This is a genomic window from Enterococcus malodoratus (assembly GCF_027659535.1).
GTDB lineage: Bacteria > Bacillota > Bacilli > Lactobacillales > Enterococcaceae > Enterococcus_A > Enterococcus_A malodoratus.
Window position 1 is genome coordinate 285,954 of the sequence record NZ_JAQDPG010000004.1, and the last position, 20,989, is coordinate 306,942.

General features: G+C 36.0%; 17 protein-coding genes and 1 tRNA gene. 11 read left to right on the forward strand and 7 right to left on the reverse strand.

The window, feature by feature from the left end; all coding sequences use genetic code 11:
* The first annotated feature begins 662 nt into the window (after nt 1-662).
* The 3 genes from PGP85_RS08995 to PGP85_RS09005 all read left to right on the forward strand — a co-directional run bounded on the left by PGP85_RS08995 (nt 663) and on the right by PGP85_RS09005 (nt 3,531).
* Nucleotides 663-1,766: a site-specific integrase gene (locus PGP85_RS08995; protein ID WP_270327163.1), complete on the forward strand. Its 1,104-nt coding sequence runs from the start codon at nt 663-665 to the stop codon at nt 1,764-1,766.
* A 510-nt stretch (nt 1,767-2,276) separates the two neighbouring features.
* The gene (locus tag PGP85_RS09000) at nt 2,277-2,876 is read left to right on the forward strand and encodes a hypothetical protein (protein ID WP_270327164.1); all 600 of its coding nucleotides are present in this window, start codon (nt 2,277-2,279) and stop codon (nt 2,874-2,876) included.
* Nucleotides 2,877-2,898: 22 nt separating this feature from the next.
* The gene (locus PGP85_RS09005; RefSeq protein WP_270327165.1) at nt 2,899-3,531 is read left to right on the forward strand and encodes a hypothetical protein; all 633 of its coding nucleotides are present in this window, start codon (nt 2,899-2,901) and stop codon (nt 3,529-3,531) included.
* A 57-nt stretch (nt 3,532-3,588) separates the two neighbouring features.
* On the opposite strand, the gene PGP85_RS09010 is transcribed toward PGP85_RS09005, so the two are convergent.
* Nucleotides 3,589-3,676, reverse strand: a tRNA-Ser gene (locus tag PGP85_RS09010).
* Between the two features lie 567 nt (nt 3,677-4,243).
* Here PGP85_RS09010 and PGP85_RS09015 point away from each other — a divergent pair.
* Nucleotides 4,244-8,473: a pectate lyase-like adhesive domain-containing protein gene (locus tag PGP85_RS09015; RefSeq protein WP_270327168.1), complete on the forward strand. Its 4,230-nt coding sequence runs from the start codon at nt 4,244-4,246 to the stop codon at nt 8,471-8,473.
* Nucleotides 8,474-9,059: 586 nt separating this feature from the next.
* Nucleotides 9,060-9,335, forward strand: a complete 276-nt coding sequence (locus PGP85_RS09020; RefSeq protein WP_174302249.1) for a hypothetical protein — start codon at nt 9,060-9,062, stop codon at nt 9,333-9,335.
* A gap of 446 nt (nt 9,336-9,781) precedes the next feature.
* Here PGP85_RS09020 and PGP85_RS09025 read toward each other — a convergent pair whose 3' ends face one another.
* Nucleotides 9,782-10,720 carry a hypothetical protein gene (locus tag PGP85_RS09025; RefSeq protein ID WP_270327174.1) on the reverse strand — a complete coding sequence of 313 codons (939 nt, stop codon included), beginning with the start codon at nt 10,718-10,720 and terminating at the stop codon, nt 9,782-9,784.
* A gap of 217 nt (nt 10,721-10,937) precedes the next feature.
* Here PGP85_RS09025 and glf point away from each other — a divergent pair, with 217 nt between their 5' ends.
* Nucleotides 10,938-12,053: a UDP-galactopyranose mutase gene (gene glf / locus PGP85_RS09030; protein ID WP_270327176.1), complete on the forward strand. Its 1,116-nt coding sequence runs from the start codon at nt 10,938-10,940 to the stop codon at nt 12,051-12,053.
* Nucleotides 12,054-12,171: 118 nt separating this feature from the next.
* On the opposite strand, the gene PGP85_RS09035 is transcribed toward glf, so the two are convergent.
* Nucleotides 12,172-12,663: a GNAT family N-acetyltransferase gene (locus PGP85_RS09035; RefSeq protein ID WP_270327179.1), complete on the reverse strand. Its 492-nt coding sequence runs from the start codon at nt 12,661-12,663 to the stop codon at nt 12,172-12,174.
* 421 nt (nt 12,664-13,084) lie between these two features.
* On the opposite strand from PGP85_RS09035, the gene PGP85_RS09040 reads away from it, so the two are divergent.
* Nucleotides 13,085-13,663 carry a lytic polysaccharide monooxygenase gene (locus tag PGP85_RS09040; RefSeq protein ID WP_010742521.1) on the forward strand — a complete coding sequence of 193 codons (579 nt, stop codon included), beginning with the start codon at nt 13,085-13,087 and terminating at the stop codon, nt 13,661-13,663.
* Between the two features lie 40 nt (nt 13,664-13,703).
* Here the strand turns inward: PGP85_RS09040 and PGP85_RS09045 are convergent, their stop codons facing one another.
* From PGP85_RS09045 to PGP85_RS09060, 4 genes are all read right to left on the reverse strand, one after another.
* Nucleotides 13,704-14,459: a LytR/AlgR family response regulator transcription factor gene (locus tag PGP85_RS09045; protein WP_010742520.1), complete on the reverse strand. Its 756-nt coding sequence runs from the start codon at nt 14,457-14,459 to the stop codon at nt 13,704-13,706.
* A complete protein-coding gene (locus tag PGP85_RS09050) occupies nt 14,456-15,250 on the reverse strand; it encodes a sensor histidine kinase (protein WP_270327182.1) in 795 nt (264 codons plus the stop codon). The genes PGP85_RS09045 and PGP85_RS09050 overlap by 4 nt, the downstream gene beginning before the upstream one ends.
* Before the next feature lie 659 nt (nt 15,251-15,909).
* Nucleotides 15,910-16,518, reverse strand: a complete 609-nt coding sequence (locus PGP85_RS09055) for an accessory gene regulator B family protein (protein WP_270327185.1) — start codon at nt 16,516-16,518, stop codon at nt 15,910-15,912.
* Nucleotides 16,519-16,613: 95 nt separating this feature from the next.
* Nucleotides 16,614-16,973, reverse strand: a complete 360-nt coding sequence (locus tag PGP85_RS09060) for a LytTR family DNA-binding domain-containing protein (RefSeq protein WP_010742516.1) — start codon at nt 16,971-16,973, stop codon at nt 16,614-16,616.
* Between the two features lie 393 nt (nt 16,974-17,366).
* Here PGP85_RS09060 and PGP85_RS09065 point away from each other — a divergent pair, with 393 nt between their 5' ends.
* The 4 genes from PGP85_RS09065 (at nt 17,367) to PGP85_RS09080 (ending at nt 20,937) form a co-directional block, all read left to right on the forward strand.
* Entirely contained in the window at nt 17,367-18,548 is a 1,182-nt protein-coding gene (locus PGP85_RS09065) for an NlpC/P60 family protein (RefSeq protein ID WP_270327188.1), read from the forward strand.
* 84 nt (nt 18,549-18,632) lie between these two features.
* Nucleotides 18,633-19,088: a hypothetical protein gene (locus PGP85_RS09070; RefSeq protein WP_270327189.1), complete on the forward strand. Its 456-nt coding sequence runs from the start codon at nt 18,633-18,635 to the stop codon at nt 19,086-19,088.
* Between the two features lie 362 nt (nt 19,089-19,450).
* Nucleotides 19,451-20,344 (forward strand): Rgg family transcriptional regulator, encoded by an 894-nt coding sequence (locus PGP85_RS09075; RefSeq protein ID WP_010742513.1) that lies wholly within the window; start codon nt 19,451-19,453, stop codon nt 20,342-20,344.
* A 296-nt stretch (nt 20,345-20,640) separates the two neighbouring features.
* A complete protein-coding gene (locus tag PGP85_RS09080; RefSeq protein ID WP_010742512.1) occupies nt 20,641-20,937 on the forward strand; it encodes a WXG100 family type VII secretion target in 297 nt (98 codons plus the stop codon).
* The last annotated feature ends 52 nt before the right edge of the window (nt 20,938-20,989 follow it).

Sequence of the window (20,989 nt, forward strand, 5' to 3'; positions counted from 1 at the left end):
CCAGCGATTTGATATAGGAACCATTGAAAGGCATGTTGCAAAGCTAACGATTTTGTAATAAACAGTATTCAACTTATTCTTTATAAAAATAAAAATGCAATTTTAGTATCGGTATTCGTAAGAGTTGTTATTTTTATTATTTAAGATTAACTAATATCAGATTGACAACTGACTATGCAACCAGCATAGATACTCTTATATTCCTCAGAAAGATCTAGGAGTCTGATAGGCAACTAATTTTTGAATAATCAGACATTTAAGAGAAGAACTATTTTAATTGGTTATTTTTTTGTATATACTAAAATAATAAAATGAAACGATAAGATTACATAAATAAGGAAAGTATCACCTCAAATTTAGAGAAGATACTTTCCTTATTTAGCAAAAAAATTACATAGTCTTATAAAAAACTAGAAAAGAAATATTCGTCTGAAAAATAAATTAACTTATTTATCTTCCGTTTTAAAATCATTTTGTAATGCTATTATAAAATACTGATTAAAATTAATCAATAATATTCATAAAATTAATCATTTTTAAATAAGCCTGAAATTACATTACAAAAAGTGAATTCATTTTTCATATTTTCTGTGGATTAAATAAGAATTAATAAAAAAATGTGCCGTCGTTTACGCCGTCAAAAAATTGGAGGTTACTTAGTTATGAGAAAAGGTGAAAACATATATTTAAGAAAGGATGGACGTTGGGAAGGGCGTTATTCTAAAGGTAGAAAATCAAATGGAAAAATTAAGTATGGCTATGTCTACGGAAAGAGCTATACTGAAGTTCGCCAAAAAATCTTCCCACTTAGAATTCAGTACCATACGATCCAGCAAGTACAGGGATTTGCAAATGAAACGTTTGAGGAATGGGCTAGTTATTGGTTGAGTTATGTACAGCATGATGTCAAACCATCAACATTTTCAAGTTACTATTATAAAATGAACAACTATGTTTTACCGATGATAAAAGACGTCCCATTAAATGAGTTATCACTAGAACAAGGAAAGAAAATTCTCCAAAACATCAATGGAAAGCTTGCTAAATCAACGATACAGGTAATCTTTCGAATTTTAAATAAGTGTTTAAACTATGCCAAAAAATGTGGAAAGATTTTTTCTAATCCATTTTCTAATCTTCAATTGCCAAAAGCTAAAAAGACTAAAGTTAGCGCACTGACACGGCCAGAGCAAAAAAAACTAATGAGTACTGCATTAGCAGAAAAAAATGGTTCGGGAATTCCTGTGTTATTGGCCCTGCATTCTGGTATGCGTATTGGGGAAATATCTGCTTTACGTTGGTCAGATATTGATTTTGATTTAGGATTGATACATGTAAATAATACGTATCAACGAATAGGAATTTCTCAGGGAAAACAAAAAACACAATTGGTTTTTGCAAGCTCCAAAACGGAGGCCTCAATAAGAGTCATTCCGATAGGTCGAACCTTAAAAAAACTATTAATTGATCATAAAAAAGGATCTACTGGCGAGTTCGTGTTTTCAACCAATGGTCAACCTTGTGAACCACGACTATTAACATACCATTTTCACAAAATCCGTTTGAAGGCTGATTTATCGCAGATACACTTTCACCAACTGAGACATACATTTGCAACGCGCTGTTTAGAATCAAAAGGTGATATCTCTTCGGTCAGCGCGCTTTTAGGGCATGCTTCTACGCAAATGACACTTGATACATATGTAAATGCTTTGTTAGAGCAGAGGTATCAAGTAATAGCTAGGATGGAACAGTGGATTAACTAAAAATCGTTTTCAAAATTTTTTTCTTGATATTTTGGGCTATTAATTATTCTTTTTCTAAGTAAGCGCTTTCTTTATTTGCTTTTCTGTTTATTGACCCTAAAAATATCTTTTTGGTCGTTCTGGTAAAGAAAAAAACTCCTTCTAAAAAAATAAAAAATGTATAAAACGTCATAAACCGTCAAAGGAAGCTGGAAACCATTACTATCAAAGGTTTCCAGCTTTTTTTCTAGTTTTTTATAAGACTAGGAATTATTTCCAATCTATCCAGAAAGAAATTTCGACTTTGAACTTTTTTGTACATGGTGAACCGCTGGTTTTAATCACACTATGAATAGTGTAACTGCAGAGAATTTTGTTGCTAATTACATTAGTCCTATAATAACAAATTTAGTTAAATGAAGAAGAATAAATGACTCTTTTTTATTTAAAATTTATGGCATTTTTTTTGCAATACAGGGTTGAATACTGAGTTGTTAGGTGAACAAATAAATAGAAAAAAGGAAGATAAAAATGAACGTATTGATTTTAACGAAATGTGTTTTTGCAGAGGAAGAATTGGTTAAAAAGCTAAATTTACTTGGTTATGAGGTGTTTTGCAGTAATCATTTATTGAAAGAGCTGGTAAACGAGGCAACGAATTATCAAGTAATCAACTATTTTCCGAACATCATTTTTAGTGAGACGGTTTCTGATGACGAAATGTGGTTAGTGGCAAAAAATGAAAGCATGAGTGTTGATAATAAGAGTGCAAAAGATATATATACTTTTGGAACAATTTTCTTAGGAGATAATTTTCTCGGCAGTAATGCAAATGCTAAGGGAACACACTCGGAAAATGTACTACCGACTTTTAGTTCGGAACTGGTTGAGGAAAATCGGGAGGTGGAAACAAAGAGTTCTGCTACGATGGAAGTCGAAATGGAAAATGCTAATGACTCAAATGGACAGCTAGCAATGTCTGGACCTGAGGATGAAACAGCCACAGTAGACGAGGTAACTCAGGCCGATCATCTAGTCGAAACATCAGATGAAGTCGAAATTGAAGATATCTTAAAAGAACAAAACGAACTGTTAAATTCATTAGTTGGTTTTGAAGCAGACTCTTTGTAAGAGTTTTATGGAGAATTAAAGTATGAGGATAAATAATGGAATTGTGAGCCTACTATTAATAATTCTTTTGATGCTAACGGGATGTTCTGGGGGGAGTTCAGCCACGACAACCTCAAGCTTGGAAAAAGAAGTAACGAAGCTGAGAACTGAAAATTCCAAGCTGAAAAAAGAACTATCAACCGGTGGGACAGACGAAAAGAAAACACAGGCAAGTGATGCCGCTAGATTTACTCAAGAGGTAAAAAGCTTCTCGAAAAATGAGGCTATCGAGTTTGGTGACGGAGAAAAAAAGTTGGCGGAAATGAAGGTAGTGGAAGTAACGACGAAGCAGTCGGCTTTCCCAAAAAGAATGAACGAACTAGAAAACTATGATACAAAACATATGATTTCAGTAAAAATTGAGTATAAAAACATTGATATGGATACGCCATTTTTTCCCTATTACCAATCTTTTCAAGCATACTCAAAGGATGGAAAGCGATTAATAGCGGTGAATCAACAGCGTGGGCAGAATGAAGTGCCCAAAGGAAAGTCAGACACAACTCAAATTTTTTGGAAATTGCCAGTTAGTAGTAATAAGTTAGATAATGTTGAAATTGATTTTGTTTCAGGTGAACAACGTGTAGCAACCTTTAATTTGGCAGTTGATCATTAGTTATATTAAAAGCCCCGTCCATGGTTGTGGACGGGGCTTTTAATATAACTAATGCAACGGAGAAGGAGGGATTTGAACCCTCGCACCGTGTTAACGATCTACACCCTTAGCAGGGGCGCCTCTTCAGCCACTTGAGTACTTCCCCAAATCAACTATTTTATTATAAACAAGAGTCTACGGCATAGTCAATAGACCGGTTATTGTTCAATATTAAGCCGTTTGTTATTTTTGAATGGCTTTTTATTAAGTTGAACAATTATCTATAAGGGAAATAATCCTATTCATTCTTCCTGTTGAAAGGAAAATGTTATTACTATTAACGCTAAGAAAGTTATTATCATTAATAAAAAAATTGAATTTTGAAAAAGGTTAATGCGTCATTTAATCACTAACAATTAAAAGCCCTATTTAACGAATTGATACGGCAATATAAAAATTAGTCTATCTTTAGAAATTCACATAAACGGTTAGTTAGTAAAAAAGTATAAACAAACTAATCAATTGTTTATTACAAGGATTTTTCTTTTAAAGATATCTTATATGTTTTTGTAACGAAAAAATAGTTTGATTTTAACCAGTAATTATATATAAATGAAAAACTTGTTTCCCAATATTGATACGTTCTAATCTACTTATAATTTCCTGTGAGATAATTCTTTCAGCACCTCAAAAAATAATAGAAATATAGAAGAAAGGGGAGTTGTACAGAATTATGAGTCGTAAAAATAATTTGTATAAGCTTTTAAGATCCAATAAAAAAGAGCGTTACAAGATGTACAAAAGCGGCAAGCATTGGATGTTTGCTACAATTACAGCATTTACTAGTGTTTTAGGTGCAGGCACCTTAGTTACGCAAGATGCTCATGCAACATCAACCAGCCCTCAAGATGATGCAGGGATGGAAGTTGATACGGACCAGATTTTAGCGAATCAAGACACCACACAGATTCCAGCCTCATCAACACAAAATAGTACAGCTGTAGAATCAGAAAGTACAACAAATTCAGTTGTTGTAGATTCGGAAAGCGTAGTCGAGTCTTCAAGTCAAACAGAGTCTGACAGCGCCACAGAGTCAACTAGCCAAACGGAGTCTGATAGCTCAATAGAATCAAATAGTCTATCAGAATCAATAAGTTTCTCGGAATCAGTGAGCTTATCAGAGTCCAATAGCTTATCAGATTCAACAAGTCAGTCTGTTTCAATTAGTAATTCAACTAGTTTATTAGCAGCAGCGGACGAAAATCAGTCCACAAGTATATCCGATTCTATGAATAATTCAGCATCGGCAAGTTCATGGATTTCAAACAGTCTTTCTGAATCAATGAGCAACTCTGAAAAGAGAAGTTCAGTAAATTCTCAAAATGTAGAAAAGAGTAAACAGCCTTCCACACAAGAACAAAGCAAGAACGATACGAATAAGGCTAAGGATCTTTTTGACCAAATTATTCCAAACGGTACTGAAGTAAAAGTTGATTCAAAAACGAAAGAACTCGTTTTTACAATGAAAACAGGAGTTGCTCCTAGTACTGCTTTGATTCATGCGGCACAAAAATATGCTGCTGCAAATGATTTAATCGCTTATTTCTCAGTTCGTGGTGCAAACGGAAAATCAACAAAGATTAATGTTTCTTCTGATCCAGATATAAATCGAGAGGATTTTGAAGATGCGATTAATAATGGGCAAACGCCTAAAAATCCTACATCGGTAACTGTTAATGCATCTGATCAGGTTACGAATAAGCAGGTGTACAAGCAGACTGCAATTGCAAATGGAACTTATGCGGCGGTTAATGATTGGGCTACTCTTAAAACAGCATATAGTGATAATTCCATCACTTATATAGAAGTTACATCAGATTTTGCCGCAGCTTCAAATGTAGCTGTTCGTGATCTAGGATGGCGTCAAAACGGTGTAATTATTGATGGTGCAGGACATACTGTAAATATGGAGCGTGCTGCATTTAATGTAGGAACTTCATCTACTACTAGAGGATCAATATTTACAATTACAGATATTAATTTGATTCATTGGCAAAGTGGCACTTTAAGTGGTGATAGTGGTACTGGAGCGGCTGATGGTGTAATTGATTCACGTAATTCAACTGGTGGTTATGGTTATTGGAATTTTAATATTAACAACGTCATCCTTAAAGGGAATGGTGGGACCACATCTTCTGACTCAGGGCGTCGCTTATTAGATGCAGAAGATAGTAAAGTTACTCTTTCAGGAACAATTAAAGCTGACGTTAAGCAAGAATTGATGCAGATAGGTCAAGTTGAAATAGTCAATGGTGCGCATGTTGAATTGAATCGAACTGTTGGAACAACGGGTTACTCTATGTTCTATTTCATGGCAATTCGAGGTAATGATGCAGCGGACACTGGCTACGCACATTCTTTCACAGCTGGTGACGGTTCTACGATTATTGGTAATGAGTTAAGCACGTATAATAGTAATAATTATCCGTTGGTTTATTATGGTTACAACTCAATTTTAGTTGGAGACAATGTTAATTGGACACAAGATGGATTCCAAATGTTGCTTGATTTAAACCGCTATTCTGGTAGCAATAGCTCTGGACGTGCCGTAACTTTTGGTCAGAACTTAAAAATGACCGCAACAAGAACTGTTGGAAGTAACTCTTTATATGCTACAAATAATTCAACCGTAACCTTCAATGCAGGTACTGTTTTAGACCTGCAACAGTGGAATAATAATACTGTTATTCGTACTGATAGTGGATCGAAGATTATTTTTATCTCTCCTAAAGCTTTACATTTGGCTCGTTTAACGAGTTCAGGTGCAGTTACCAATGGAGCATTATTCACAGGTTCGGGAACATTTACTATGAATAACTCTCAAATCAGCACATGGCAGGGAAGCGATTCTCAGACAGCAACCCCTGGTGGAAATAGAAATAATAAATTTGCTGAAATGACTATATCTGGAAGTACAACAACGATTAAGGATACGGCAGGGAATATTACCACGTCCAATATTGTAGACAGTAGCACGCGTGAATTAGCGACTGTTGCAATTGATCCTGGTACTGTAAAACTCAAATATGTAGATCAATACGGTAACGTGATTAAAACAATTGATGTTCCAATTGATAAGGATGTTAATTATATTGGACAATATATCAATTTAGTTAATAAAGATTATGCTTTAACTAATATGCCGCCAAATTACATGTGGGCAATTGCTAGTCAAGTACCTGCTTCTGCTCTATCTGACAAACAAAGCGGAGGAGATGGTACAACTGCTGCTGATGACGGCGATGCATATGGACAAGCGAATGTTGCCATTGTTCCAATGGAAGGAACCGAATATGTTTATAATATTTATGTATATGGTGTAGCGAATAATAACGTTCAGTATCAATATGTAGACGCTAAGACAGGCATGGTTATTTCGGCGGATTACTTAGGTTCTGGACAGGAAGCAGCGGGAAGTAATTTACCACCTGCTAACTATGGAAATGTCATTGATTGGTTAAATGCGTACTATACCTCTACCAATGTTGCGGAAGGTTATCATTACGCTTCGGGTTCTGAATTAAACGGATTCGTGCAGCCAACAACTACTACAGTTGGAACTGATGCAAACTTAGTTACTATTTATGTTTCAGCAGATATTCAAACGGTTAATGTGACTTTTGTAAATTCTGATGGAACTGCTTTAGTAGGACAAATCCCAAATGTTTCTATAAATGGAACTTCTGGTGCTGAGGTGAGTTATGCTGATTTAGTTTACGGCTATCTAACTCAAGCAGGATATCATGCTGATACTAGTGGAACATTCATTTTTGATTTTACCGCGAATGGGACGAACACGACGGATGCGAATCCTCAAAGTTTAACTATTACTCTTTATCCAGATTATCAATTAGCTGGAGTAATCTCAAATAATCAACCAGCTACTGATCCTGCGACAGGCGATGCATATGATCAATTGCCAACAACTGTTACTGAAGGTCAATATGGAGCTGAAGGTGTTTCAAATGGAACAATCGTTTTAGGTGTAACAGATGCCGACTTGGCTAGAAATGGATACATTTATACTGTCACAGGACCAGACGGACAAGTTTACGCTACATTAGCTGAAGCGTTAGCAAGTAATAGTATTTTTGATACTACTACAAATAACGGACTTCCAATTGATGGTTCTCCTCAAGGATTTGTCGTTAACTATGAAATTGATCCCGTATCCGAGTCAACTTCTAACTCAGAAAGTGAATCTACTTCCACATCGGAAAGTGAAAGTACTTCCATCTCTAATTCTAATTCTGATAGTGACTCTTCATCACTTTCTCAATCTGTATCAGAAAGTGAATCAACTTCTCAGTCTGAGGATTCTACTTCCGAATCGATTTCTGAATCAATTTCAGAAAGTGAGTCCATTTCCATTTCGGAAAGTGAGAGTATCTCTACTTCTGAATCAATCTCAGAGAGCGAGTCAACGTCGATTTCTAACTCGGAAAGCGAATCAAACTCTACATCAGATAGCGACTCTAGTTCTGTGTCGACGTCAAACAGTGAGTCCGTTTCAAATTCAGATAGTGACAGTGACTCATTATCGACATCAATGTCTGAAAGTGAGTCAAACTCAGAGTCAGAAAGCAACAGTCTATCGATTTCTGAATCCATTTCGGAAAGTGAATCCATATCTGAATCATTAAGCGAGAGTGAGAGCTTGTCAGAGAGCGAAAGTACATCTGATAGCATTTCTGATTCTGAATCATTATCTATTTCTGTAAGTGAATCGCTATCAGAAAGCGATAGTGACAGTGATAGCAGTTCGATTTCTGATTCACTGAGTGATAGTGAAAGTACTAGCACTTCAGACAGCGATAGCACCTCAGATAGCTTATCAAATTCTGAATCACTATCTCTTTCAGTAAGTGAAAGTATCTGCGAGTGCGAGCGACAGTACAAGTGAAAGCACATCGATTAGTGATTCAAGATCAGACAGCACAAGTATTAGCAACAGTGATAGTTCAAGTCTATCGGCAAGCTACAGCGGCAGTACTTCAGCTAGTATAAGTGAAAGCACAAGTCTAAGTACGTCAAACAGTGATTCAAACTCAACAAGTACAAGTATTAGTAATAGCGATAGCACAAGCTTAAGTACATCAGTCAGCGATTCGAGATCAGACAGTACAAGCATTAGCAACAGTGAAAGTACGAGTTTGAGTTCTTCAATCAGTGCAAGCGAAAGAAGTGAATCACAAAGCTACAGTGGTAGCACATCCGCAAGTACGAGTGATAGTACAAGTGAAAGCACATCGATCAGTGATTCAAGATCGGACAGTGCAAGTGTAAGTAATAGCGAAAGTGCAAGCTTATCATCAAGTCACAGTGGAAGTACTTCAGCAAGTATAAGTGAAAGTACAAGCCTAAGTACGTCAAACAGTGATTTGAATTCAAACAGTACAAGCATTAGTAACAGTGAAAGTACGAGTTTGAGTTCTTCAATCAGCGCAAGCGAAAGAAGTGAATCGCAAAGCTATAGTAGTAGTACTTCCATGAGTACTAACGTGCCAACTTCTAACAGCACATCTACGAGTGGTCGAAGTATTGCTTCAGGAGGGGCTTCAAAAGCACAATCTGGTGGTTCGAGAACGGCTACTTCTGGTGGCACATCTAATGTAGCTAGCTCAGGTAAGGGCGGTTCTTCAGGGAAAGAATATCCGAAAACAGGGGAGACATTGGAGTCAAGTCTACAATTATCCTTCATCGGGTTAACTGGTGTTCTTGCAGCACTTGCCTTAATGAAGAAGAACGATCCAGAAAAAGATTAATTTAAACAAATTGGTAATAGAATGCAGTATAAAAATATTTGAATTCTATTGCTTGATTAATGGTTGATACTAGAAAAAATCCAAAGGAAATTTCCTTTGGATTTTTTTCTTTGAAAATAAATTCTTGGCTTATTTGAGCATGCTACAAAGTCTCGATCATGAAATGAAAAAGTAGGAGGAACTATTGAAAAAGATGGCAGGATTATTAGAAGAGAATGATCTCGAGCAGAATTGTATAAGTTATCTTTTAGCCCCGTATATGAGTGACTAGTTTTAGTAACAAATTTTATAAATCGGATAGTAAATGAAAATATTACTTAAGGTAAAAATATATTGCAATAATTGGGATTTTGAGCAATCCATCAAGTAAACTATCTTGCTTACAATAGTAAAAAGAGGTATCTGTTATCGTTTTTAGATAACAGATACCTCTTTAAAAACTTTACTTATAAACTCTTTTTCTTTTCTAAATGATGAAGAAAGGCACCTGCGGAGAACACAGTAGCTAAACCAACAAGAGATAGTTGAGCACTTAATTGATTTGATTCACCAGTTTTAGGAAGTTCTTTTCCTGTATTTACTGAGGACTTCCCGTTTGCAGAGTTCGATGCTTGTTTAGATCCAAGACTGCTGCTGGAGGATTTATTTGTCCCAGTTGATGATGCCTTCTTTCCATTGGTATTATTCTTTGATGAATTAGAAGCTGTTAAAGATTTGTTTTCACTAGTAGAATTTGAAGTACTCATACTAGTGCTGTCGGAAGTAGAGGTAGAAGTACTTTCGCTCCAATACTCACTCAGAATCTCCGAATTCCGGCCACTAGAACTTTCGCTATTCACTGCAGATGTTTTTTCAGAAGAGCTTTCACTAAATGAAGTTGAGTTGCTCTCGGAAGAGCTTTCGCTCCAATAATCACTTAAAATTTCCGAGTTAACCGAACTTGTACTCTCGCTTACCGAAGTCGATGAGCTTAGGCTTGTACTAGCTGATTCCGTTGTAGAGCCACTGGTTGATTCAGTCGTTGAAGTACTAGCTGACTCAGTTGTAGAACCACTTGCAGAACTTGTTGTTGAGGTACTAGCTGATTCTGTAAGTGAAGCACTAGTTGACTCAGTAGTAGAGCTGCTAGTGGAGGAACTTGCAGGTGCCGCCATTGAATTGCTTGTAGAGGAGGCCGGAATAGTGGCTGTATTGTTATTTGCCAGTACTTTTCCAGTATCAACTTCCACTCCTGCATTGGCTTGAGGAGAGGCTTCGGCTGCTTGAACGTTGGCAGAAGTTGCATTTACCCCAATAACACCACCAACCGCCGTTAAGGTTGCATACATCCAATTTTTTCCATTCTTTTTGGTTCTTCTTTGTTCTTTTTCTAGTTGTTTTCGCATTTCTTTTCGTCCCATATTTACAATAAATCTCCCTTCAAAATAATAATAAAACTGATTTTGACGTGTTGAAATTAGTATCTCATAGTTCATTTCATGAGATTTAGAACGTCTCAATATTGGGAAAAAATATTTTTAACTAAAAGAATGAAATATCATGAAGTATAAGGAAAATATATTCTATTTTTAGCTGTGATATGAGATAAGGAGAAAAGTTCAGATGACATCTTACTTAGTGGTTGGAAGCGGCCTGTTTGGTTCGGTTTTTGCAGAACAGATGGCCAATAATGGAGATAAAGTAACAGTACTCGAAAAACGGGATCATATTGCAGGAAATATTTATACAAAGGAAGTTAGTAATATTCAAGTTCATAAATATGGTGCCCATATATTTCATACATCAAACAAAAAAGTATGGGATTACATAAACCAATTTGCGGATTTCAATAGATTTACAAATACGCCCATGGCATTTAGTAAAAGCGAATTATATAATTTACCATTCAATATGAATACGTTCTATACTTTGTGGGGAGTAAAAGACCCGTGGAAGGCAAAAGAAAAAATTGCAGAACAGTCTAAACGCTATAGGAGTAGAGAGCCGCTTAATTTGGAAGAACAAGCGCTCTCGCTAGTTGGAAGGGACATTTATGAAATCCTAATTAAAGAATATACCGAGAAGCAATGGGGAAGACCATGTGAGAAACTTCCAGCATTTATTATTCGACGGTTACCGGTTCGTTTTACCTTCGACAATAATTATTTTGATGATTTGTATCAAGGAATTCCTGTTGGTGGGTATACACAAATTATTGAAAGGATGTTGGATCATCCTAATATAGAAATAAAACTTATGACAGACTTTTTGGCAAATAAAGCTGAATGGTTGAGTAAGTATGAAAAAGTTATTTATACTGGCATGATAGATGAATTTTATGATTACTGTTTTGGCGAATTGGAGTATCGATCACTAGCATTTGAACATGAGCATTTTGCGCATAGTAATTATCAAGGGAATGCAGTAATTAATTATATTGATAAAACAATTCCATATACACGAATCATTGAGCATAAACACTTTGAATTTGGTGATCAAAAAAACACAATTATTACGAAAGAATATCCCCAAAAATGGTATAAAGGTGAAGAACCATTTTATCCGATAAATAACGAAGAAAATCAGCATATTTATCATAAGTACGAAAAACTATCTCAAGAGAACTCTCAAGTACTTTTTGGAGGTCGTCTAGGACGGTATCGTTATTACGACATGCATCAGGTGATTGATGAGGCATTGAATTTGGCTGATAAACTAATAGTTCACAAAGTTAAGTAGGTATATTCATTTTTCATAAAAATTTAAATACACAGACAGTCTTTTGATAATGGAATCTTTCGGTGTTACAAGGTGTCATCTCGTTAAAAAAATGAAAAAGCTGACCATTTAGTCAGCTTTACAGATCTAAAACCATATTATACCAAGTTTCCCCAGCATGTTGCGAAGTGGATATGCCTTCTACTTTATACCCATTTTTTTCATAAAATGGAATAAGATTCTCTAAACAGGTCAAAGTGATTCCTGTTCGATTGGCCTGTCGAGAACGGGTTGCTAGTTCAGTCAACAAGTGACTGGCGATTCCAAATTTTTGGTAATCTGGGTCGATAACCAGGCTGAGAATGGTTTGATAACCGCCGCTTTTAGGGTTTGGGACCGTTTTTTCGAAAAGTTCGTCGTATAAATATCTTTCAGGAATAACCGGCCCAACTACATAACCCATGATGCGATCATGATCGTCGAGCGCTAAGAAAAAGCTGTCTGGAATGACGGAGATTCGCTCATCCATTGCCTCTTTTGATGCTGCCTCATCCGGTGAAAAACCTGTATTTTCAATTTCAATAATTCGATTTAAATCATCTTTGATGGGTTGTCTAAATGTAATACTCACTAACAATCACCTAGTGTTCATGAATTTCCGAAAAGGATGACTATAATACTAGCATATTTTTTACGGAAAATCTAAATGAGCAGAAAGACCGAACAGCGAGCGTCGAATATGGATATGGGATTAAAGCATTTGTAGTTGTTCTCATTACCCAACAATTTATTTATAACCGCGAATTTAGGATAAAAAAACAAATGATTCGATTTAAACTGGATCATTCCTTGATCTGGGAATTCAGATAACAACAGTCTAAAAATAACGCATTTTATATATTAGTGTTTCTCGTATTTCAAAGGCAGCTGTTACAATCTGCTAAGATATGACGATATTCCGTTGTTCCATTTAAGCGACAACGATAAACTTATAACTGAGCTAGCTCGATAACCATTTTTATCCGTTCATTGAAAAAGTAGGAGGATTATTTATGAAAAAATTGAGTAGTTGGCTGATCGTTAGTATTGTCGCATTTGGGCTGTTTGGTTTTGCGGTACCGGGATTTGCTCACGGATACATTACTTCGCCGGGGAGTCGAGCTTATTTAGGGACTGCTGCAGCTGGAAATCTGAATAAAAATGTTGGTCGTGCACAATGGGAGCCTCAAAGTATTGAGGCAAAGAAGAATACCTTTGTAACTGGGAAGATCGCCAGTGCTGGCGTTAGCGGGTTTGAGCCGTTGGATGCCCAATCAACATCGCGTTGGCATAAAAATGTCGTTTCTTCAGGGAACTTAAAGGTATCTTGGTATCTTACTGCGCCGCATAGAACAAGCACGTGGGATTATTACATCACAAAACCAGGCTGGAATCCAAACAAGCCATTAAAATTTGGGGATTTCGAACAAATCAAACAAATCGATGATCATGGGGCAGTCCCATCAAAAGTAGTCAATCAGACAATCTCGCTTCCGAATAATCGAAAAGGCTACAATATTATTCTAGCGGTTTGGAATATTAGTGATACCGTGAATGCTTTTTATCAAGTGATTGATGTAAATATTAAGTAAAAAAAAGAAGAGTCCGAGGAAAACCTCAGACTCTTCTTTTTTAGTTTTTTTGAAAATGCTGATTAATAGAATTCATTTTTTCAAGTGCGGTTCTGATTTTTCGTCTAGAAATCATGCAGGAGTGTGCTTTGTCAAAATAAACCAATCCTTCAGAACGATTGATTTCCGCGATGTTTTCCAAGTTGACGACAAACGAGCGATGGATTTTAAAGAAACGAGCATCCATTTTTTCGACCTCATCAAGAGTCGCGTAAAAGTTGACTAAGCGCGATTTGCAGATGAGCCGCAGTTTATGGGAGATTTCTGTTGTCTCAAAATAGAGAATGTCAGAGAACGGTACTTGGAAGCTGGTGTGCTGATTGCTGAAGATGAATAATTCTTCTTTTTTTCCGTTCAATTGTGTACTCAAAAGATTTTCAAAACAATCGACTACATGCTGCTTGATCTCATCAACAGGACTATCTTTAGCGATAAAATCAAAGGCCGAAACTTTGTAAGCATAAGTAATCGGCGCGAATTCTGAATGGGTGGTAATAAAAGCGATGACACCACGTTGGTCGAGCTGTCGAATCTGGTGAGCAACTTCTAAGCCTTTTTTCTTTTCTCCGTTAAGTTCGATATCCAAAAAATAAATATTTTGATCAACGGTTTCTTGTACTTTTTCCAAAAGGTGATCGGGTCTTGCGGTAGTAACGATAGAATTTGCTGACCAGCGATTTTCGACTAAGATTTCTCGAATAATTAATTCTAAACGCTGTTGATGGATAATGTCATCTTCTAGTAAGAAAATATTCATCGCGAAATCTCCTCCTTAATCATCAGAACTTGTCGAAACACACCCAGTTGATATTCCGTTTGCAAGGACAGATTTGTGTAGTTCTGTAAAATAGATTGAACCGTGGCTAATCCAAGCCCACGATTTTCTCCCTTTGTTGAATAGTCCTTTTTAAAAACTTTAGCAATATCGATTGGTTCATTTGGACAAGAATTTTCAATAATCAGCTGAAGTTCTTTGTCCAAATGATTCTTCAAAAAAACGATGTTTAAAAAAGGATTTTCAGATTTTTCGGCCGCTTCAATCGCATTGTCCAAAAGAATGGAAGTAATGCGGACATAGTCCAAAATCTCAATAGGCTCATCCTGAATGGTGTCATCGATTTCTATGTGTACCGGAATATTTTTCTGCCACGCTTGGATAATGTGGGCCGAAAAAACTCCTTTGATCGGCAATGTCTTCAGGCCGTCTAATCGTGCTAATGAATAGTGCTCATCATCCAATGTAAGCCCCTCGCTATTTAGCACCTGATTATAGGTGTTTTCAATGACGGCAAGATCCTTGCTCTTAATACTTTCATTCAAGCTGATTAAAACATTATGATAGTCATGCCGAAAACTTCGAAGCTCTCCATACATCGTTTCGATTTGCTGAACGTATGAGGTGAGATCGGCCAACTGGTTGTCCTTTAGCTCTTGAATACGTTGTTTATCAAGTTGTCGTGTTTTAATGTTCAAATAGACAATCAGTAGAACGATTACTAATATGAATATTACGATTAGATATTTCCGAATAGGATTTCCATCTGTCAACCAATATTGCTCTATCCAATAATTGCCGAACTGTATGATATAGCAAAGGGTCAATAAAACGTTTATGAATAATAGAAAAATTTGATTTAAATTATCCTGATGCTTCTTTAAAAAATCAATACTAGGTCTGATTAATCGCAACAAGAGTATGTTACATATAATTGAAAAAAGAGGAGATATCGTCATATTAATCAGATACATATATTGATCGAATGTATTTTCTCCAATCAAGAAAAGAATTGTTGAATTCATGAAATAAGCAAATACAGTATACGAGAATACTGTATAGATACTGTAAAACCATAACAGATTATTGTTACAATCCTTATTAAGCCTTTTTCCGATCACTAAGAAGTAAAAAATAATTACCACAAAAATTAGATAATTAAAGGAAAGATAAACAGCAATCAAAATTAATGGAAGAGAGATTGCTGTTCGTATAGGAATTCTTTTATTAATTAACTTAGAATAGATAAATAGTTGTGAGAAATTTTCTATAGAAGTTAATAGAAATAAAGCAAAGATTTCCATTCTATTCTTTAATATTCAATTTTTTTAGTTTTGGATTCTCAGGTTCATAACCCCAAAGAAGACAAGGACGGCTTAACAATACCACTGAGGTTGCGACAAGGATTTTTGAAATGTTTCTAAGCAAAAAATTACGGTTGATTTTGATAGTTTTCATAGTTTTTATATCTCCTTTTTATTAATTTATAAAATAATGGGTGGATCAAAAGTGTTTCAATTAACAAACCGGTCACCAGCAAAGTTGCTATTTGCGGTCCCGCGAAAAATAACGAGAAGGCGCTGATTACTAGGGCACTTAAAAGAGAAAGGATTTTCTTTCTTTTTCGTTCACTTACGCTAACCAAAGGATTTTTTTCTGTATCAGCCGGTGCATAAAGCGCAACAAAGGCTAATATTATTCCTGACAAAAGCAATAGCCAATAAAAGTTCAAAGCAAATTCAAACTTTTGGAAAATGAGTGGTATCCCCACAAAAACGACCAAACCAAAAAGAGAACAGTTGATGGAGGATTTTGCGTGCCAACCTCCGGCGTGTATCCTTAGGAGGGCATAGGCCAAGTTCATAATAAACGTTTCGAATAGGACACCTAAAATAAGTGCGACTGAGTAGATTTGAATACTTTTGAAAATGTTTATCAGCAGAATCTCCAAAGAATAGACAACATTCTCGTATTCACTTTCAGACATATAATTCTGCGCGCTGACTTTGTTCAATAGGAATAATGTAAAGTTATGTGTCATTTATTGATACTCCTTGTGATGTCTTTCGCATTCTTGTTCGATTGTAATGCATTTAGAACGACACTACAATGAAAAACTTTCGGGACAAGTGATTATTAGGCTTGCTGTTCGGTTAATAAAAAGTCTTTTAAAGACTCCTTTAACGGGACATATTTTCTTCTTGAAAAGGGACAATTATTCTCAGACTGATCATCTAAGAAATAGACACGACGTTCGTATTTATTGATTTCTTTGATAGTTAACAAGTTTACAATGAAGGAACGATGACAACGAAACAGCCAATTTCTATTTGTATCATCGAAGTCATTTAAATCTCCGGTACAATAGTGCTTTTCTTGTTTTGTTACAAAGCATAAAGAATGATCTTTAGTAGTATCCACTGTGATATAAAGTAATTCTGCTGCTTGGATGATGACGGTGCCCTTTTTTGATTCTAAAAAAATCGATGTTCTCATACAACGAAACCTCCTTACCTACAATTGTACGAGGTTTTTTTAATTTTATAAGTGTTTTGTCGTGAACGGTCTAAAATCAGTCGTTAATGGTTATCAAATAAACTTGAATGCATTCAAGGTGAAAAAGTGACCATTGAGGATATTTTCATTTTTTTCAAAGGGATTTCCAATTATAGTTAGCTATAGAAAAAGTTGAGTTTCGGGGTTAAAAAAATGAGTAAAGTGAGGGGATGAAATCCTAACGTATTTAATGTACAATTGTTTTTGGAAAATAGTTATTTTATAGAACGTGAATCGGCGGGGAAATCCGAATTTTATTATGTGCAAATAAAAGCTTTTTTCGCATATTGTTGTTCTGTAAATTAAAAATATTACAAAAACAGGAGTTATTTTATGAAAAAGCATCTAAGACGGCGTTTATTTAGTACTTCTTTAGCGTTATTAGGTTTAGTCACTTTTGCAAACACAGGAATTATGGCTGTCGCCGCTAATGATTCTACATTAGATACGGAGGCAAGCGGTCCAGCTCCAAGTTCCGAAAATAGTTCGAGTACAATGAAGAACAAATCGACTAGTTCTACCGACACATCTGATGAAATCACCGAACAGGATGAGGAAGTGTCGGCTTTATATGAGTCGGAAGAAGCCAAAGCTGTACAAGCTGGATTTAGTGAGCAGCAATTCGAACAAATCATGAGCATTCCGACACTTGAGGCAGCAAGTTTACCACCAATGAGTCGTGCTACTGGGGAACAAAATTCGGTTGTTTCAATGGCAAGAGCTCAAATTGGGAAGCCGTATGCTTGGGGAGCGTTTGGACCGGACGCATTTGACTGCGGAGGATTAGTTAAGTATGTCTATAAGCAGGCCGTAAATGTTGATCTCCCAATGGGAACCACGAATCAAGAGAAATATGGGACAGAAGTTAATCTGAAGGATTTACAACCGGGGGATTTACTTTTTTACGGCAGCAGGGGTGCTACCTACCATGTTGGAATGTACATTGGAAATAATCAAATGATTCATGCTCCTCAACCAGGACAAAATGTGACGGCAGTTGATATTACCTATTTTTATCCAAATTTTGCTAGAAGAATTCTAAAATCAGCGGGAACAGACCCCAACGTTTATCCTTCTACAGACGGTCAAGCGTCGAACGAACGCTTCATTTTTAGAATGTACAATAAAAATGACGGACAGCATCACTACGCACAATTGACAAGTGAGGCGATCAATCTAATTAATGTCGGTTGGAACTATGAAGGTGTTGGCTGGATAGCTCCATCTACTGGGTCTTCGGTTTATCGAATGTACAATCCAAACAATGGCAGACATCATTACACGCCCCACGTATATGAAAAAAACGAGTTAGTTAAGGCTGGCTGGAAGTACGAAGGCGTTTCATGGTTTTCAGGAGGAAGTGTTCCGGTTTATCGTCTATACAACCCGAGTGCTGCACCAAGAGAAGATAGCCATCATTATACTCCTTTGGCTTCAGAACGAGACAATTTGGTCAAAGTCGGATGGAAATCGGAAGGCATCGCCTGGTATGCTGCAAGAATTCTAAATAAGTAAAAAGAGCTCTTTAGTTTTTTAGTCAGATTCTTCAAACGGCTCTTTCTATCACTTATTCATATCAAGTGAAAAAGGAGGGATTGTTTGGGAAAAGACAAAGGCACGCTCAGCCATTATTTACAACGACTGGACACGGGATTATACCAATTTTTTTATCGGATAAAGAAATTATCGAAAATACAAAGGCGCCTATTTATGGGGCTAATAATTCTATGTTCAGTTTTTTTATTATTTTTTATCAATACTCACACTGAGAATAACGCGGCGTGGTTAGAAGGAACCTGGTCCAATCAATCCGAAGAATTTACGATTAAAACTAAAAAAAGAAAATTTGAATACTGGGACATCAATCGTAATGGACATAACATGATGAAAAATGCACAAATTGGTGTGAACTCTTCTAAAAGAAAGATAGTGCTAGCCAAAAGTGGAAGCAAGACAGAATATCATGCAACGAGACTGAAAAAAAGCCAATTAGAGCTGCAAATTTTTAATAATGGCAAGGAAATAAAAAAGCTGAAGTTGAACAGAACAAAGTGATTTTTTTATAATGGGCAACTAACACCTGCGACTTTATTGTTTCAGGTGTATTCGTTAGTAGGAAGAAACGTTTATTTTTTTTCGCAATTTCTTAATTAGAGGAAATTCTAATTAAGAATACCTCTAGATAATTTTTTTATGTTATTATCAGTTTATAAGAAAAAAACATATATTTTATAATGGAATAGTGGGAATTTACTAAAAATCGATTAATATCAACCACCACATGATCGATTCCTCCTTTTATAAGTTATTTACTTAGATGATAATACTAAAAGGCAGGTATTTTTCATTATTCAGCTTATACGGAAAATTTTAGTCGTTTACGGGAAAAACTTATTCAAAAAGAAAAGGAAGTAAACATGGAAGTTTGGGAAATTGTTGAACGAGTGAGAAAGCAAAAGGGGATTACTATTTCTGAGATTTGCGGGGAGGAGGTAAGCCGATCTGTTTATGATCGATTCGTAAAAAATGAGGCCGATACTACAGTTAGCAAGTTGACTTATTTTTTGGATCGTATCAATCTTGATTATGACGAACTGAAAATTTTTAATTATCCGGATAATGTGAATGCAGTGAGTCATATGATGAAAGAGATACAGACCGCCTTTCTCAGTAAAGATACAGAGGAGTTGCAGCGGATCGCAGAATTCTGCAGGGTAAAGCAAAGTAATCCGTCAAAACGGGAAGAAAATCTGATGAACTTGTGTGATTTGTTAACTGCACGTTTAAGAGGAGACGCGATAGATGTAGAAGAGTCAAATGTTTATCAATATCTGATCAATACACATACGTGGACACACTATGAGCTGATTCTTTTTAATAATTGTATGTTTGTCTTTACGCCTGAGTTTGTAGAATTGATTCTTGAAAGAGCCATGATGAGCCTATCTATCTACAAGGATAGTCTAAAGGGTCGAAGTGAGAGTTTTCGGATGCTTGCAAACGCGATTGTCTATTTTATTCAAAATGATCAGCGAAGTTATGCTTGGAAGTACCTTGAGAGACTGGATGAATTTCATTTGGAAGAAGACATGTATTTTGAGATGAACCTGCGGCTGCTGCTTCAAGGTATTTGGGAGGTACTCAGAGGCAATGAACAGGGTAAGGAAAAAGTTCATCAGTCATTGAAAGTTTGTGAGTATTTATCATCTAAGCAGTATCAAAGTATGAATTACGATTTATTGAAATATATAGAACAGCTATTTGAAGTTGATTTTGAATTAACAGGAATAACAACAGCGATACTTTCTTAAAAGAGAGTATCGTTTTTTTTTGTGGAAGAAAAGATAGTCGATTTTGCCTAGAAGTTTAGAAGACAAAGAAGAGAAAAATCATAAATATCAACTTAAAAAGTGTTGAAAACGGATCGGCAATCAAATGTTAAAAATAAAATTTGTGGAAAATTTCATTAATTTTGTTCTATTAACGAGACTTTTAAGAGATTTATTCATCGTATCCGCAACTTTTTTCCGTATCTGACGAACTTTGATCCACGACAACTAAAATAGGGTATCTTATAGACAACTTATATTTAGGAGGAATTAATAAAATGGCAGGAGCAATTACAGTCACACCCGAACAGCTGAAATCACAGGCGAAGGTTTATCAACAGGCATCGGCACAAATCGAAGATGCGATTCGCAAGGTCAATTCTATGAACCAAACAATCTCTCAACAATGGCAGGGAGAAGCGTTTCGCGCATACTTGGAGCAATACAACCAATTAGAAGGCAACGTGAAACAAATGGAAGAGCTGCTAGAAAGTATCCATGGGCAGTTGAACAAATATGCGGACACTGTTGCTGAACGTGACCGTCAAGATGCTGGTTCATTCGGGTTAAACTAAACAATAGCGAAGGACGTCAGCACAATCTGTGTGCTGACGTTTTTTGGGGAGA

Excerpts from the sequence above, each read along its gene's own strand:
- PGP85_RS08995 (WP_270327163.1), top strand. The coding sequence starts at position 663 with ATGAGAAAAGGTGAAAACATATATTTAAGAAAGGATGGACGTTGGGAA.
- PGP85_RS09015 (WP_270327168.1), top strand. The coding sequence starts at position 4,244 with ATGAGTCGTAAAAATAATTTGTATAAGCTTTTAAGATCCAATAAAAAA.
- PGP85_RS09055 (WP_270327185.1), bottom strand. The coding sequence starts at position 16,518 with ATGACACATAACTTTACATTATTCCTATTGAACAAAGTCAGCGCGCAG.
- PGP85_RS09060 (WP_010742516.1), bottom strand. The coding sequence starts at position 16,973 with ATGAGAACATCGATTTTTTTAGAATCAAAAAAGGGCACCGTCATCATC.
- PGP85_RS09045 (WP_010742520.1), bottom strand. The coding sequence starts at position 14,459 with ATGAATATTTTCTTACTAGAAGATGACATTATCCATCAACAGCGTTTA.
- PGP85_RS09025 (WP_270327174.1), bottom strand. The coding sequence starts at position 10,720 with ATGCGAAAACAACTAGAAAAAGAACAAAGAAGAACCAAAAAGAATGGA.
- PGP85_RS09005 (WP_270327165.1), top strand. The coding sequence starts at position 2,899 with ATGAGGATAAATAATGGAATTGTGAGCCTACTATTAATAATTCTTTTG.
- PGP85_RS09080 (WP_010742512.1), top strand. The coding sequence starts at position 20,641 with ATGGCAGGAGCAATTACAGTCACACCCGAACAGCTGAAATCACAGGCG.
- PGP85_RS09040 (WP_010742521.1), top strand. The coding sequence starts at position 13,085 with ATGAAAAAATTGAGTAGTTGGCTGATCGTTAGTATTGTCGCATTTGGG.
- PGP85_RS09000 (WP_270327164.1), top strand. The coding sequence starts at position 2,277 with ATGAACGTATTGATTTTAACGAAATGTGTTTTTGCAGAGGAAGAATTG.
- PGP85_RS09075 (WP_010742513.1), top strand. The coding sequence starts at position 19,451 with ATGGAAGTTTGGGAAATTGTTGAACGAGTGAGAAAGCAAAAGGGGATT.
- glf (WP_270327176.1), top strand. The coding sequence starts at position 10,938 with ATGACATCTTACTTAGTGGTTGGAAGCGGCCTGTTTGGTTCGGTTTTT.
- PGP85_RS09020 (WP_174302249.1), top strand. The coding sequence starts at position 9,060 with ATGAGTACTAACGTGCCAACTTCTAACAGCACATCTACGAGTGGTCGA.
- PGP85_RS09065 (WP_270327188.1), top strand. The coding sequence starts at position 17,367 with ATGAAAAAGCATCTAAGACGGCGTTTATTTAGTACTTCTTTAGCGTTA.